Genomic DNA, 15,003 nt, shown 5'->3' on the forward strand with positions numbered 1-15,003 from the left:
CGCATGGACGCGACCAACCAGCCTCTGCTCGACGTCAGCGACCTCTCCGTCGCCTTCGGCCGCTCGCTTGCGGTCGATCGCGTTTCTTTCTCGATCAAGCGCGGCGAATGCACGGCGCTGGTCGGCGAGTCCGGCTCGGGAAAATCGGTCAGCGCGCTGTCGGTATTGAGGCTGCTGCCCTATCCGGCGGCGTCGCATCCCTCCGGGGCGATCCGTTTCAAGGGCCGCGATCTCTTGGGATCGTCGGAACGCGAGATGCGCGGGATTCGGGGCAACGACATCTCGATCATCTTCCAGGAGCCGATGACCTCGCTCAATCCGCTCCACACCATCGAATCCCAGATCGGCGAGATCCTGTCGCTGCACAGCGGCATCAGCGGTGCGGCCGCGCGGGCGCGGACGCTGGAGTTGCTGGGCCAGGTCGGCATCCCCGAGCCGGAGACACGGCTCAAGAGCTATCCGCATCAATTGTCCGGCGGCCAGCGCCAGCGCGTGATGATCGCGATGGCGCTCGCCAACGAGCCCGATCTGTTGATCGCGGACGAACCGACCACCGCGCTCGACGTCACCGTCCAGGCGCAGATTCTCGCCTTGCTGGCCGAGATCCGCGCCCGGCTCGGCATGAGCCTGTTGTTCATCACCCACGACCTCGGCATCGTCCGCCGCATCGCCGACACCGTCTGCGTCATGAACAACGGCAAGATCGTCGAACAGGGCCCGGTCGAGCAGGTCTTCACCGCGCCGAAGCACGCCTATACGAAGGCGCTGCTGGCGGCCGAGCCGAAGCCCGATCCGGCCCCGCCGCAGCCGGGCGCGCCGGTCGTGATGTCGACGGACAATCTCAAGGTCTGGTTTCCGATCAAGCGCGGGCTGATGCGCTCGACCGTCGGCCACATCAAGGCGGTCGATGGCGTCAGCCTCGCGGTGCGCAAGGGCGAGACGCTCGGCGTCGTCGGTGAATCCGGCTCCGGCAAGACCACGCTCGGGCTCGCGCTGCTCCGGCTGATTTCGTCCGATGGCCCGATCGTGTTCCTCGGCAAGGACATCCAGGGCCTGCGCTTTAAGCAGATGCTGCCGTTCCGCCGCGACATGCAGATCGTGTTCCAGGACCCGTTCGGCTCGCTCAGCCCGCGCATGTCGGTCGCAGACATCATCGCCGAGGGGCTCGAGGTGCACCAGAAGCAGCTGTCGCGCGAGGAGCGCGAGGCGCGGGTGATCAAGGCGCTGAAGGATGTCGGCCTCGATCCCGACTGGCGGTTCCGCTATCCGCACGAATTCTCCGGCGGCCAGCGCCAGCGCATCTCGATCGCGCGCGCGGTCGTGCTGGAGCCGAACTTCGTCGTGCTGGACGAGCCGACCAGTGCGCTCGACATGCTGCTCCAGGCCCAGATGGTCGATCTGTTGCGCGACCTGCAGCGCAAGCGCGACCTGACCTACATGTTCATCTCGCACGATCTGCGCGTCGTGGCCTCGCTCGCGAGCCACCTGATCGTGATGAAATCCGGCAAGGTCGAGGAGGAAGGGCCGGCCTCCGAGCTGTTCAAGAACCCGAAGAGCGACTACACCCGCGCGCTGTTCGCCGCCGCATTCCGCATCGAAGCGGCCGGCGACGGAACGGTGGCGACGTAACCCACTCATGTCGTCCCACGTCATCCCCGCGCAAAGGCTTCGCCTTTGTCGCTGGAGGTGCGAGCGGAGCGAGCCTCGAAGGGTGGCGTGGCCCGAGTAGGGCCGTTCATCCTTCGAGACGCGCTTCGCGCTCCTCAGGATGACGGGGAGGATTTGCTAAAGCCGCTTGATCGCCAACACATCGCTGCCGCTGGCCTTGATCCGCGCGATGGCGGCGTGCATGCTCTCCACCACCGTTGCCATATGATGCGCGTTGGCGTGCACGATCGTCGTCGCATCGCGCACGATGGCGACATGGCCCTTCCAGAAGATCAGGTCGCCGCGCTGCAGATGTCTCGATTCCGCTGTCGTCAATTCGCGGCCGAGCCCGTCCTGCTGCATGTCGCTGTCGCGCGGGCAGCCGGTGCCGGCGGCGGTCAGCGCGATCTGCACCAGGCCGGAGCAATCGATGCCGAGGCTCGACTTGCCGCCCCAGAGATAGGGCGTGCCGACGAACTGCTCGGCGATTGTGACGAAATCCTGCGCCATCGTGTCGAGAGCGGCGAGATGCTGGCGCGGCAGATGCCAGCCCTCGCGGGTCACCGCGAAGGGGCCGTCCTCGCGGGCGATTGCGAACTTGGTCCCCATCGCCAGCGCCTCGACCGGCGGCAGCTTGATCGATGGTCCCGGAAACGCCAGCGTGCGCAGCGCCGTCACCTTGTGCGTCGGCGCCGCGCTGGGCGCCGTCAGCGCCGCCTCCGCAATCCAGCCGACATAGCCGTCATCGGCGAGCTGGCCCCAGGCCCAGCCTTCGCCGTTGCGGTCGTACACCGTGACGCGTTCGCCCCTGAGTGCCTGCGTCATCTGTTCGGCATCGGCCTTCGGTGCCTTGCGCAGCGGCGCGATGGCGTCGCCGACTTCGAGAGTCTCGCCTTCGACGAAGCGCGCAGCCTTCACCTTGCCCTCGAGATACTTCGCGGCAAGGTCGGGGCGGGCCGGCGTCAGTCTGACATCATGCATAGCGCTGGCTCAGCAGTTTGTAGACCGCGCGCGCGGCCTGGCACTCGCCGCCTTCGGGGCGGCCGGGCTTTGCCGACGGCGTCCAGCCATAGATGTCGACATGCAGCCAGCTCCTGGCGTGCTCGACGAAGCGCTGCAGGAACAGCGCGCAGGTGATCGAGCCGGCGAAACCGCCCGACGGCGCGTTGGTGATATCGGCGGTCTTGGAGTCGAGCCAGGCATCGTAGGCCGGCCACAGCGGCATCCGCCACAACGGGTCGTTCTCGCTCCTCGCGTGAGCTGCAACGTCGCCGGCGAGCGCCTCGTCATCGGTGTAGAACGGCGGTAGATCCGGGCCCAGCGCCACGCGTGCCGCGCCGGTCAGCGTGCCGAGATCGACAAGCAGATCCGGCGTCTCCTCGTCGGCCAGCGCCAGCGCGTCGGCGAGCACCAGCCGCCCCTCGGCGTCGGTGTTGCCGATCTCGACGGTGATGCCCTTGCGCGACTTGAAGATGTCGAGCGGGCGGAACGCATTGCCGGCAACCGCGTTCTCGACCGCCGGGATCAGCACGCGCAGCCGCACTTTCAGCTTCGCGTCCATCACCATCTGCGCCAACGCCAGCACGTTGGCAGCGCCGCCCATGTCCTTCTTCATGATCAGCATGCCGCTCGACGGCTTGAGGTCGAGCCCGCCGGTGTCGAAGCAGACGCCTTTGCCGACCAGCGTCACCTTCGGATGGGCCGGATCGCCCCAGCTCAGATCGATCAGCCGCGGTGCGCGCGTCGATGCCATGCCGACGGCGTGGATCAGCGGGAAGTTTTGCGCGAGCTCGTCGCCATCGATGCAATTGAAGGCGGCGCCGAACCGTGTTGCGAGGTCGCGCGCCGCCTCGGCGAGTTCGGCCGGGCCCATGTCGTTGGACGGCGTGTTGATGAGGTCGCGGGCCAGCGCCGCGGCATCCGCCATCCGCGCGATCTCGGCCGTGTCGACGCCATCGGGCGGCACCAGGCGGACTTCGGGGGGCTCGTTCTTGCGATAGCGGCCGAAGCGGTAGCAGCCGAGCGCGAAGGCGAGCGTGGCAAGCCGCGTGTCATGCGGCGCATTGGCAAAGCGGTAGACGCCCGGCGGCAGCAGGCCGGGCAGGGCGCCGGCACGGAACGGATCGCGCGCCTTGTGGTCTGCATCCTCGAGGCCGAACAGCACCTGCGCGATGCCGCCATCGGCGGCCGGCAGGGCGAGCGCCTTGCCGGGCTTGGCCGCAAAGTCGTTGGCTTCCGCGAACTGGCGCGCCGGCGCCGGCAACTCGCTGCGGATCGCATCCCATGTCGCCTTGCTGACGAAGGTGATCGGCGTGACAGCGGTCGTGGGTGCGGTCTCGAACACGGATGGCATGCGGCTCTCGGCTGTTCTGGCGTCGTTGCAGGTGACTAACACGCCTTTCGCAGTGGATGGTAGCGCGCCCGCGGCTGACGCGACCTGCCGCGATTGGAACCGGTGCGCCGGTCGCCAATACCGCAGTTAACCAGACGTTAGGGTTAACAGTCTATTGCTGGCACGCTCGGCTCGATCCATTTGCCCGATTTCGTGAGTCACAGTGCTATGTGTCGACAGTCCATTTTGACCCGGCATCTCGCTTCCGCTGCCCTCGTGGCGGTCCTCGCCGCCGGACTTGGCGGTTGCAAGACCATGTCCGACGTCACCGGATCGATCGCGTCCCGGTCCGATCCGGCGCCGGACGATCCGCGCCGCAATCTCGAGGTTTATGGCGAGCGCTATCGCAAGAATCCCAAGGATGCCGACGCCGCCATCGCTTACGGCCAGGCGTTGCGCATGAGCGGACAGCGTTCGCAGGCCTGCGCCGTGCTGGAGCAGGCTACACTTGCCAGCCCCGGCAACAAGCCGCTGCTCGCCGCCTATGGCCGTGCACTCGCCGACAACGGCAATTCGCAGGCCGCATTCGACGTGCTGAGCCGCGCGCACAGCCCGGACAATCCGGACTGGCGAATCCTGTCGGTGCAGGGCACTACGCTCGACAAGCTGAACCGACACGAGGAAGCGCGGCGTTATTATGCGAGTGCGCTGCGCCTGGCCCCGGACGAACCGTCGGTGCTGTCCAATCTCGGCCTGTCCTACATGCTGACCAAGGACTTGCCGAAGGCGGAAGAGACGCTACGCAAGGCCTATGCCAGTGCCCGCGCCGACGCCCGCATCCGGCAGAACCTTGCGCTCGTCGTCGGCCTGCAGGGCCGCTTCGCGGAGGCCGAGACCATCGTCAAGGCCGACCTGCCGGCGGACGAGGCGGCGGCCAACGTCGCCTATCTGCGCGACATGCTGAACCGCAAGGACGGTCCGCGGATTTCCTCGCGCGCCGCGCCTGTTGTCGCCAAGGACGATTAACGCTCCTTTATGGCGTCTGACAGCGAGGCTCTCGGCTTCGCAATCCATATCTGCCTCAACGTGCACAAAAGAAACGCCCGGCGTTTGCCGGGCGTCTTTATAATGCGCTGCGGCGCGGCTCAATGCATCGTGGCGATCTTGATGTAGGACGGCCCGAGGATCACGATAAACAGGCAGGGCAGGAAGAACAGGATCATCGGCACGGTCAGCTTGGGCGGCAGCGCCGCCGCCTTCTTCTCGGCCTCGTTCATGCGCATGTCACGGTTTTCCTGCGCCATCACGCGCAGGCTCTGGCCGAGCGGCGTGCCGTAGCGTTCGGATTGCTGCAAGGCCATGCACACCGATTTCACGCCATCGAGCCCGGTGCGGCGCGCCAGGTTCTCGTAGGCGGACTTGCGGTCCTGCAAATAGGACAGTTCGGCTGTCGTCAGCGCGAACTCCTCCGACAGCGCGATCGACTGTCCGGCGATCTCGTTGGCCACCTTGCGGAACGCGACCTCGACCGACATGCCCGACTCGATGCAGATCAGCAGCAGGTCGAGCGAATCAGGGAAGGCGCGCTTGATCTGGAGCTGGCGCTTGGAGATGGCGTTCTTCAGGAACAGCATCGGCGCCTGGAGGCCGGCATAGGCTGCACCGACGCAAATGCCGATCTTGAGCGTGAGCGACCAGTTCGCGCCGGCGATGAAGAACGTATAGACGATGGCGCCGAGCAGCAACACGATCGGCGTCACCGCGCGGGCGAACAGGAAGGTGACGTAGGGGGCGTGGCCGCGATAGCCCGCCATCACGAGCTTATCGAGCGCCGCTTCCTGAGCGAGCCATTTCGTGAGGTTGAGATCGTCCACCACCCGGGAGACCACCTGCTTCGGGGTCTGCCGCAGCGCGACCTTCTCCGTCTTGGCGAGACGGTCGCGCTCACGCTGCCGGAGACGCTCGCGCTCGCTGGCGACGGCCTTCATGCGCTTGTTGAGATCGCCGCCGGCGAGCAGTGGCAACACCAGCGTGTAGACCGTGGCGCTTGTCGCGATGAAGGCAAGCAGCATGGTCATGAACCTGACGTCGTGGAGCTTGGCGACCAGAATATCAATCATGCTGCACCGTCAGAAATCGAAGTTGATCATCTTCTTCATCACCAGCACGCCCATCGACATCCAGACGACGCAGGCAACCAGCATGAGCTGGCCCATCGAGTTCGTCCACAGCAGGGCGATGTAGTCCGGCGTCGTGAGGAACACGAGGATCATCACGATCGGCGGCAGCGAGCCGATGATGGCGGCGGAAGCTTTCGCTTCCATCGACATGGCCTGGATCTTCTCGGCCATCTTCTTGCGGTCGCGCAGCACCCGCGACAGGTTGCCGAGCGCTTCCGACAGATTGCCGCCGGACTTCTGCTGGATCGCGATGACGATGCCGAAGAAGTTCGCTTCCGGCAGCGGCATACGTTCGTATAGCCGGGCGCAGGCCTCGCCGAGCGGCATGCCGATTGCCTGGGTCTCGATGATCGCAAGGAACTCGCTGCGCAGCGGCTCAGACGCGTCGTTGACGACGGCCTTGAGCGATTCGAACAGCGGCAGGCCGGCCTTGATGCCGCGCACGATGACGTCGACGGCGTCGGGCAGCGCCTTCAGAAAGGCCTTCTCCCGCCGCTTCTTCAGGAAGCCGAGCAGCCAGCGCGGCAGGCCGAGACCCATGGCAAAGCCGATGCCGGCCGCGCCGAGCAGGCCGCCGCCGACCATGAATGCCGCGCCGAACCCGAATAGGCCGAGGGCGCCGGAGATCATCCAGAATTTCTGCTCGGACCACTCCAGTCCGGCCTGCGAGATGCGCACGCCGAGCGGGACTTTCTTGTCCTTCTGGCGACGCGCCTCGAGCTCCTTGAGCGATCCTTCGACCTGCTCGCGGCGGGAGCGCTGCGTGCGGTCGGTATTTCGCGTCGTCGACGGTTCGCTGCGCGCCACCGATGCGCGGCGCGACTCGGCCTTCTTTTCCCCCGAGAGGTAGGGATACAGGAAGACCCAGGCGATGCCGCCCACGGTGGTGGCGGCGAGGAAGGCCAGGGCAAGGGTTTGCGTCTGCATCCTGCGTTCCCCTAGACCGGCGCCGGCGAGTCGGAGGCATCCAGCGCCGCCGCAAGCCGCTTCTCTTCATTGTAGTAGCGCGCACGCTCCCAGAAGCGCGGCCGGCCGATGCCGGTCGAGCGGTGCTTGCCGATGATCTTGCCGTTGGCATCTTCCCCGACCACGTCGTAGAGGAAGATATCCTGCGTGATGATGGTGTCGCCTTCCATGCCCATCACCTCGGTGATGTGGGTGATCCGGCGCGAACCGTCGCGCAGGCGCGCGGCCTGCACGATGATGTCGACCGAGGCGCAGATCATCTCGCGAATGGTGCGCGATGGCAGCGAGAAGCCGCCCATGGTGATCATCGATTCGCAGCGCGACAGCGCTTCGCGCGGATTGTTGGCGTGCAGCGTGCCCATCGAGCCGTCGTGGCCGGTGTTCATCGCCTGCAACAGGTCGAACGCCTCGGGTCCGCGGACTTCGCCGACGATGATGCGCTCGGGGCGCATACGCAGGCAGTTGCGGACCAGTTCGCGCATCGTGACCTGGCCCTCGCCCTCGATGTTCGGCGGCCGGGTTTCCAGTCGCACCACATGCGGCTGCTGTAGCTGAAGTTCGGCGGCGTCTTCGCAGGTGATGATGCGCTCGTCGTGCTCGATATAGTTGGTCAGGCAGTTCAGCAGCGTGGTCTTGCCCGAACCGGTACCGCCCGAGATGATCACGTTGCAGCGGACACGGCCGATGATCTGCAGGATGGTCGCCCCGTCCGGCGTGATCGCGCCGAACTTGACGAGCTGCTCCAGCGTCAGCTTGTCCTTCTTGAATTTACGAATGGTGAGCGCGGGCCCGTCGATTGCCAGCGGCGGTACGATGGCGTTGACGCGCGAGCCGTCGGCGAGGCGGGCGTCGCAGATCGGCGAGGATTCGTCGACGCGCCGGCCGACCTGGCTGACGATGCGCTGGCAGATGTTGAGCAGCTGCTGGTTGTCGCGAAAGCGGATGCCGGTGCGCTGGATCTTGCCGGCGACTTCGATGAACACGGTGCCCGCGCCGTTGACCATGATGTCGGCGATGTCGTCGCGCGACAATAGCGGCTCCAGCGGCCCGTAACCGAGCACGTCGTTGCAGATGTCGTCGAGCAGCTCTTCCTGCTCGGCGATCGACATCACGATGTTCTTGATCGCGATGATCTCGTTGACGATGTCGCGGATTTCCTCGCGCGCCGACTCGCTGTCCAGCTTGGCGAGCTGGGCAAGGTCGATCGCCTCGATCAGGGCGCCGAAGATCGTCGCCTTGACCTGGTAGTAGTTGTCCGAGCGGCGGGCTTCGACGGCGGGAGCAGGCGGTGGCTTGGCCGGGGCCAGCGGTGGCGACGATATCGTCGGGGCGGCGGACTCGCGCGCCATCGGCGACGAGCCGGCAGGCTCCGGCGTCTGAAAGGCGGGCTTGGGTGCCCGGATATCCCCATCGTTTCCGCTACGCTTACCAAACACGACGTCTTGACTCCACGCGGACCACTATTTGGTCCGCAGCTTTTCGAGCAGGGGCGACAGGAAGGACCCCCTCGGCTTCTTGGTCTCGCCGCGGCCTGTCAGCCGCTGCGCCATCTGTAGAAACATCTCGACTGCGCGGTGATTGGCGGAAATTTCCGCGATCATCTGGCCGTTGTTGGCGGCAGAACCGAAGATCTGCGGATCGAACGGGATGGCGGCGATCGGCTGGCTTTCGATCGCCTTGGCGAATTCTCCCGCCGCGATCTCCGGACGCTTCGGCACGCCGACCTGGTTCAGGCAGTACAACGGCGCGCGGTCGTTGGGCCGCGATGCCTTCAGCAGGTCGAACATGTTCTTGGCGTTGCGCAGATTGGCGAGGTCGGGCGCCGCCACGATCAGGATGTCGTCGGCCGCGATCAGCGCGCGCTTGGTCCAGCCGGACCATTGGTGCGGCACGTCGAGCACGATGCAGGGCATCGTGGTGCGCAGCGTGTCGAAGATCGCATCGAACGCTTCGGCGCCGAAATCGTAGACCTTGTCGAGCGTGGCCGGCGCCGCCAGCAGGCTCAGATGGTCGGTGCATTTCGACAGCAGGCGGTCGACGAAGGCGGTATCGACGCGGTCCGGCGAGAACACGGCATCCGCGATGCCTTGCGCCGGATCCTGGTTGTAGTTGAGGCCGGCGGTGCCGAATGCAAGGTCGAGATCGGCGACCACGGAATCAAGCGCCAGGTCGCGGGCGATCGCCCAGGCGACATTGTGGGCGATCGTCGAGGCGCCGACGCCGCCCTTCGCGCCGACGACGGCGACGACGCGACCGACCGCCTTGGCTTCCGGCGCCGAGAACAGGTTGCAGACCGCGCGCACGACATCGATCGCATGGGCCGGCGCAATCACGTAGTCGCTGACGCCGCGGCGCACCAGCTCGCGATACAGCGTGACGTCGTTGACCCGGCCGATCACGACCACGCGGGTGCCGGCGTCGCACACCGTGGCGAGCTGGTCGAGCCCGGCCAGAATGTCGCTGCGACCCTCGGTCTCGAGGATGATGACATTGGGCGTCGGCGCCGAGCGATAGGCCTCGATGGCAGCCGCCATGCCGCCCATCTGGATCTTGAGGTGGGCCTTGGCCAACCGGCGATCCTCGCCCGCCGACTGTACGGCGGCAGCGGTCTCGACCGTCTCGCAGAACGCCTGGACCGAGACCCGTGGCGCCGGAGCAATATGGTCGTCCACGGCCTGCGGCGGCGCGTCCGTCTGCTCTTCGGAGTTTTGCTGCGCGTAGGTGATCATTTTCCTGTGTCGCTTAGCTTGGCCCTGTCGGACTCGGGATACGCCGTGGCGGTGGTGGTGCCCTTGCGATACTTGTCGAAAGCGATATTGCGGCGCGACGTGTACGCAGGGGTCTCCGCGCGCGGCTGCACGAGATCAGTCGGGTCTTCGACCATGGCTGCGAGGTTGCGCTGATTGGCGCAGCCGAAATTGTAGTATTGCTTGTTCTGGATGTAGGATCCGTTGTGCATCGACGGGCCGAGATCTTCCGGCCACAGGCCGCACGGCCCGGCCTCCGCCTTCATCTTCGGATAGTTCACGCGGATCGCAGCCATCAGGCGCGGATTCTCGGGATGGTATTTGCGCACGAGGATCCCGCGCGGCGGCACGCCGGCCGCGGCGAAGGTCGCCTGGATCTCGCGCAACGATTCCTGCGCGGGCCGGGCGTTCGGCGTGTCGGCGGGAACGTCGATGGTGACGGCGCCGGTGCCCTCGCGCATCCAGTCCTGCGCCATTCCCATCACCTCGGCGCGCTGCACGGCGGTCAGCCCGCCGCGGCTGCGGCCGACGAAGACCACGATCGTGCGATCCGCCTCGGTCACCGCGATCGGGTGACGCTGGCGATAGTCGGCCGGCGAGTCCACCATCGCGAAAGTGTTGTCGGCGGCGTGCTGGCAGGCGCCGAGCGTCATGGCAAGGCCGACGAGCGCTCCGGCGAGACCGCCGGTGCGCTTGTAATCGGCGGATGTTCTGGGTGTGGTCTGTGTCATCGTCCGCCTCAGTCGGTAATAAAGCCGTAGGTGCCGCGGTAATTCCGCGCCGGCTCGGTGCGGCCAGGCACGCCGTAGACGCGATTGATGCTGCCGAGCAGGTCGGCCTGCGGATCGGACGCGTTGGCGAAGCCGTCATCCGGACGCGACAGGTCCTTCTGCGCCACGGCGCGAACGACATAGGGCGTCACCAGGACCATCAGTTCGGTCTGGTTGTTGACGAAGTCGCGGCTGCGGAACAGCGTGCCGAGCACGGGCAGCGACGCCAGCCCGGGAAGGCCGTTGATCGCCTGCTTGGTCTGGTCCTGGATCAGGCCGGCCATTGCCATCGAGCCGCCCGAGGGAATTTCCAGCGTGGTCTCGGCGCGGCGGGTCTTGATCGAAGGGATCGTCGTTCCACCCGCGCCGCCGGTCAGCGCGTTCTCGGTGGAGACTTCCGACACTTCCGTCATCACGCGCAGACTGATGCGTCCTTCGGTCAGCACCACCGGCGTGAAGTTGAGCGAAATGCCGAATTTCTTGAAGCTGACGGTCTGGACGCAATTCCCGATCGTGCCCGTCGACGAGGTCTGACAGGTCACGCCGGTCGGAATTGGAAACTCGCCGCCCGAGATGAAGGTCGCCGATTCGCCTGAGATCGCGGTCAGGTTCGGTTCGGCGAGCGTCCGCACGACACCGGCGCTTTCCATGGCGCGGATCGTGGCCGACACCGACGATCCGAACGATGTGGTGAGATTGTTGCCGGCCACGAGCGGTGAGCTGTTCGCGGTGAACGGGTTGCTGTTGTTGAATTTCACCACGGTCGTGCCGTAGTTGAGGTTCGCGGTGAGGTCGATGCCGAGCTGCTTGATCAGGCTGCGCGAGACCTCGGCAACGGTGACCTTCAGCATCACCTGGTCGCGGCCGCGAACCGTGATCGAGTTCACGACCTTGTCGGGGCCGCCGACCAGCCGCGTGGCGATCTCGCCGGCCTGCTGTGCGTCGATCGGACTCGCGGCGCTCCCGCTCAGCATCACGCCGTCGCCGACGCCCTCGATCTGGATATCGGAATTCGGCAATGCCGCGCGCAGCGCAGCGCGCACGCCGTTGAGATCGCGCTTGACGGCGATGTCATAGGCCGCGATCTGCTGGCCGGCGGCGTCGAAGAACACGATGTTGGTCTGTCCGACCGTCGCGCCGATGATGTAGGCGCGTTGCGCCGAGCGGACCACGGCGTTGGCGATCTTGGGATCGGCGACCAGCACGTCCTTGATGTCCCTGGGCAGGTCGATCACGATCGATTTGCCGACGCCGAGCGAGAGGAAGCGGGCATTCATCTGGCCGCCGTCGGCCGATGCGGCAGGGGCCGGCGCGGCGCGGTAATCACTCGCCACCACCGGTGTCAGCGCCGGATTGAGCGTGAGCGCCGCGACGGCCGAGAACGACAATGCGCGGACCATGAAGGCCCGCATCGTCCGTTGAGTTGCCCCGCCCTTCATCACGTGTGTCCTCATGGTCACTTCTGCATCGTCGCCTGGTTGGCAACGCCAAAGCGGATGACGTTGATCGTGTCACCGCGCCTCTGCCGGTTGTCGTCGATCTTGGTTTCGGGCGCGTTGTTGTCGGCGATGCTGCGCAGCGCCAGCGACAGGACGCCGCTCTGGCGCGCGCGCGCCAGCGTCTCGGTCTGTTCGGGCTTCAGCTCCAGCGTCACCGTCTTGCCGATCAGTGCGTTGGTGCCGTCCTTTTCCTTCGGTGCCTGGTCGATCGCAAGCACGCGGACGTTGGTCAGGATCACCTCTGAGTTGACGATATCGGCGCCGTTGCGGTCCGGATTCTTGTCGCGCTTCGACAGCAGGACGTCGACCCGGTCATTCGGCAGGATGAAGCCGCCGGCGCCGGTCTCGGGTGAGATTTCGGTCGATACCGCCCGCATGCCGGTCGGCAGGATCGCGGCCATGAAGCCGCTGCCGTCCGCCTTGACGAGCTTCTGCTCGCGAATCGGTTCGCCCTGGATGAACGGGGCGCGCGCGATCGAGCCGGTCACGTCCTTGATCGCCTCGGCGTTGCTGTCCCTGCGCATGAAGCTGGCGCTCGCGGTTGCCGCCGGCCAGGTCTGCCATTGCAAATCTTCGGGCTTCACGGCCTGGCCGAGGCCGATGTCGGTTTTCGCGACCAGGATGTCGACGGTGGGCAGCTGCGCGACCGGTGGAGGCGGCGCCGGCTTGTCGTCGCTTCCGCTCGCCAAATAGAGCGCGGCAAGGCCGGCGCAGCCTGCGATTGCCAGGACCAGAATGCGGGCCTTATCCATTACGCTTCACTTTCCACATGACGCCGCGACGCTGCTGCCGCCGTGATGGGAGTTGACCAGCTATTCGTCAAAGCATGGTTAATGAGGCGTATCTAAATCGCCTTAACGGGCGGTTACCGCTGCTTTCTCAGCGCATCGCGAAGTGCGCGAGATCGATCGTCTTGATCCAGTCCGTCTCGGGATAGATCAGCAGGGCGCCGAGGGCGAGTGCGATGCCGTAGGGAATTCCGGTCTGCTTGTCGTGCAGGCGGCTGAGCCAGGCCTGGTTCGCGAGCGGATAGGGCAGCGGCCATTGCCGGAGCTGCAGCAGCAGCACCGTCAGCGCGCCGCCGAACAGCGACGCGAAGACCAGATAGGGGAGCAGATGCTCGAACCCGAACCACAGGCCGGCCGCGGCGGCGACCTTGGCGTCTCCGCCGCCGACCCAGCCCATCGCAAACATGCCGAATGCCACCACCAGAACCAGCGCGCCCGCGCCGGCATGGTTGAGGATCTCGTGCACGCCCATCCCGGTCAGCGGCGCCAGGACGAAGAAGCCGGCCGCCAGCGCCAGCGAGATCCGGTTCGGGATCGTCATGGTCAAGAGATCGCTCGCCGCCGCAAAGGCCATCAGGGCCGGAAACAGCAACAAGCGTGCGATGTCGAGGATCATGGATTCATGCCGTCAAGCTGGAGCTGCGGTCGAGACCCGACGCTAGCGGCCAATGGTGAACAATCGGGAAAGGCCGCCGTGGCCGCCATCAAGGGGCGGACGGCCGGTCCGCCAAAAAGCAAAGGCCCCGGGGCTGCCGGGACCTTTGATGCGAGTTCCTGGGAACCGACTTACTTCAGCGAGCTGGCGACCGTGTTGAAGGTGCCCGAGAGCTTGGTGCCGACGCCGTTGACCGCAGCGATGATCGCGATGGCGATACCGGTGGCGATCAGGCCGTATTCGATGGCGGTCGCGCCCGACTCATCCTTCACGAAGCGCGAGACGAGGTTCTTCATAAGTAGCTCCTGTGTACACGTGGCTGGTCAAACTAGGTTTGGTCTCGCCGGCGTTCTCAGCACCGTGACCATTGCGGCACCCTACGGTTCGACAATTTCGGCGCAGTTAATTTGATCGTATAAACACAGCGGGAACCCGCAGTTGTTGCGCACAGTAAATTTGGAATTAAGCGGCCTGCTAAGATTGCAGATTGTTGCCGGCGCCCGCTATCGGCACCTGTTCACGGCTCCTTAAGCGCACATCTATACCGATGGGGCTTCCGTCAAATGAGGCCGTCATGCCCAGCCTTCCCTTTGAAGTCATCGAGATGATCGGCCAGACGATGATGAAGGTGGTGCCGGTCACGATCGCGCTGGCGCTGTTCTTCACGGTGCTCACTCATTTCTGGGCCTGCAATCCCGGCAAGCCGTGGTGGCAGAAGCGTGAGCTGGTCACAGACATCTGCTACTGGTTCTTCGTGCCGGTGTTCGCCCGCGTGCTGCGGATCGGGCTCCTGGTGGTGGGCGCAGCCGTGGTGTTCAACGTTCACGACGCCGACGATCTGATCGCGTTCTACGAGAACGGACATGGCCCTCTGGCGCAGCTTCCGCTCTGGCTGCAGTCCATCATCTTCCTCGTCGCCTCCGATTTCATGCTGTACTGGCTGCACCGGATGTTCCATGGCGGCGGCTTCTGGAAGTACCACGCCATTCATCACTCCTCCGAGGATCTTGAATGGATCTCGGCGGCACGCTTCCATCCGGTCAATCTTCTGATCGGCACGATCACTGTCGATGTGATCCTGCTGATGGCGGGAATCTCGCCGAACATCATGCTGTGGGTTGGGCCGTTCACCACATTCCATTCGGCGTTCGTGCACGCCAACCTGAACTGGACGCTCGGCCCGTTCAAATACGTGATCGCGACGCCGGTGTTTCACCGCTGGCATCACACCGGGCTCGAGGACGGCGGTGACACCAATTTCGCGGGCACGTTTCCGCTCTGGGATATTCTGTTCGGAACGTTCCGGATGCCCGAAGGCAAGCTTCCGGAAGATTACGGGGTCGATGCCGAGCAGGGCGTGCCGTCCGAGATCGGCGGACAGTTGGCCTATCCGTTCCGGCAATGACGCCGCCAGCCGGC

14 protein-coding genes are annotated in these 15,003 nt (G+C 65.5%); 3 read left to right on the forward strand and 11 right to left on the reverse strand.

The window, feature by feature from the left end:
• The first annotated feature begins 3 nt into the window (after positions 1–3).
• Positions 4–1,629 (forward strand): ABC transporter ATP-binding protein, encoded by a 1,626-nt coding sequence (locus ACE10Z_RS03815; RefSeq protein WP_375786748.1) that lies wholly within the window; start codon positions 4–6, stop codon positions 1,627–1,629.
• 156 nt (positions 1,630–1,785) lie between these two features.
• On the opposite strand, the gene ACE10Z_RS03820 is transcribed toward ACE10Z_RS03815, so the two are convergent.
• Both ACE10Z_RS03820 and ACE10Z_RS03825 read right to left on the reverse strand, forming a co-directional pair.
• On the reverse strand, positions 1,786–2,628 hold the full coding sequence (locus tag ACE10Z_RS03820; protein ID WP_375786749.1) for a C40 family peptidase: 843 nt from the start codon (positions 2,626–2,628) through the stop codon (positions 1,786–1,788).
• A complete protein-coding gene (locus ACE10Z_RS03825; RefSeq protein WP_375786750.1) occupies positions 2,621–4,000 on the reverse strand; it encodes a M17 family metallopeptidase in 1,380 nt (459 codons plus the stop codon). Before ACE10Z_RS03825 ends, ACE10Z_RS03820 begins: the two co-directional genes overlap by 8 nt.
• Positions 4,001–4,207: 207 nt before the next feature.
• On the opposite strand from ACE10Z_RS03825, the gene ACE10Z_RS03830 reads away from it, so the two are divergent.
• Positions 4,208–5,005 carry a tetratricopeptide repeat protein gene (locus ACE10Z_RS03830; RefSeq protein WP_375786751.1) on the forward strand — a complete coding sequence of 266 codons (798 nt, stop codon included), beginning with the start codon at positions 4,208–4,210 and terminating at the stop codon, positions 5,003–5,005.
• Between the two features lie 119 nt (positions 5,006–5,124).
• On the opposite strand, the gene ACE10Z_RS03835 is transcribed toward ACE10Z_RS03830, so the two are convergent.
• The 9 genes from ACE10Z_RS03835 to ACE10Z_RS03875 all read right to left on the reverse strand — a co-directional run bounded on the left by ACE10Z_RS03835 (position 5,125) and on the right by ACE10Z_RS03875 (position 13,880).
• Positions 5,125–6,099 carry a type II secretion system F family protein gene (locus tag ACE10Z_RS03835; RefSeq protein ID WP_375786752.1) on the reverse strand — a complete coding sequence of 325 codons (975 nt, stop codon included), beginning with the start codon at positions 6,097–6,099 and terminating at the stop codon, positions 5,125–5,127.
• A gap of 9 nt (positions 6,100–6,108) precedes the next feature.
• The gene (locus tag ACE10Z_RS03840; protein WP_212314255.1) at positions 6,109–7,086 is read right to left on the reverse strand and encodes a type II secretion system F family protein; all 978 of its coding nucleotides are present in this window, start codon (positions 7,084–7,086) and stop codon (positions 6,109–6,111) included.
• 11 nt (positions 7,087–7,097) lie between these two features.
• Positions 7,098–8,561: a CpaF family protein gene (locus ACE10Z_RS03845; RefSeq protein WP_375786753.1), complete on the reverse strand. Its 1,464-nt coding sequence runs from the start codon at positions 8,559–8,561 to the stop codon at positions 7,098–7,100.
• Between the two features lie 24 nt (positions 8,562–8,585).
• Positions 8,586–9,854 (reverse strand): CpaE family protein, encoded by a 1,269-nt coding sequence (locus ACE10Z_RS03850; protein WP_375786754.1) that lies wholly within the window; start codon positions 9,852–9,854, stop codon positions 8,586–8,588.
• Positions 9,851–10,603, reverse strand: coding sequence for a CpaD family pilus assembly protein (locus tag ACE10Z_RS03855; RefSeq protein WP_375786755.1), 753 nt, complete (start codon positions 10,601–10,603; stop codon positions 9,851–9,853). Before ACE10Z_RS03855 ends, ACE10Z_RS03850 begins: the two co-directional genes overlap by 4 nt.
• 8 nt (positions 10,604–10,611) lie before the next feature.
• Positions 10,612–12,096, reverse strand: coding sequence for a type II and III secretion system protein family protein (locus tag ACE10Z_RS03860; RefSeq protein WP_375786756.1), 1,485 nt, complete (start codon positions 12,094–12,096; stop codon positions 10,612–10,614).
• A 2-nt stretch (positions 12,097–12,098) separates the two neighbouring features.
• A complete protein-coding gene (gene cpaB / locus ACE10Z_RS03865; protein ID WP_375786757.1) occupies positions 12,099–12,893 on the reverse strand; it encodes a Flp pilus assembly protein CpaB in 795 nt (264 codons plus the stop codon).
• A gap of 127 nt (positions 12,894–13,020) precedes the next feature.
• Entirely contained in the window at positions 13,021–13,545 is a 525-nt protein-coding gene (locus tag ACE10Z_RS03870) for a prepilin peptidase (protein WP_375786758.1), read from the reverse strand.
• Between the two features lie 170 nt (positions 13,546–13,715).
• Positions 13,716–13,880, reverse strand: a complete 165-nt coding sequence (locus tag ACE10Z_RS03875; RefSeq protein WP_173643703.1) for a Flp family type IVb pilin — start codon at positions 13,878–13,880, stop codon at positions 13,716–13,718.
• 278 nt (positions 13,881–14,158) lie between these two features.
• On the opposite strand from ACE10Z_RS03875, the gene ACE10Z_RS03880 reads away from it, so the two are divergent.
• Entirely contained in the window at positions 14,159–14,989 is an 831-nt protein-coding gene (locus ACE10Z_RS03880; RefSeq protein WP_375786759.1) for a sterol desaturase family protein, read from the forward strand.
• The last annotated feature ends 14 nt before the right edge of the window (positions 14,990–15,003 follow it).

It is taken from the genome of Bradyrhizobium sp. Pha-3 (assembly GCF_042258615.1).
Classification (GTDB): Bacteria; Pseudomonadota; Alphaproteobacteria; order Rhizobiales; family Xanthobacteraceae; genus Bradyrhizobium.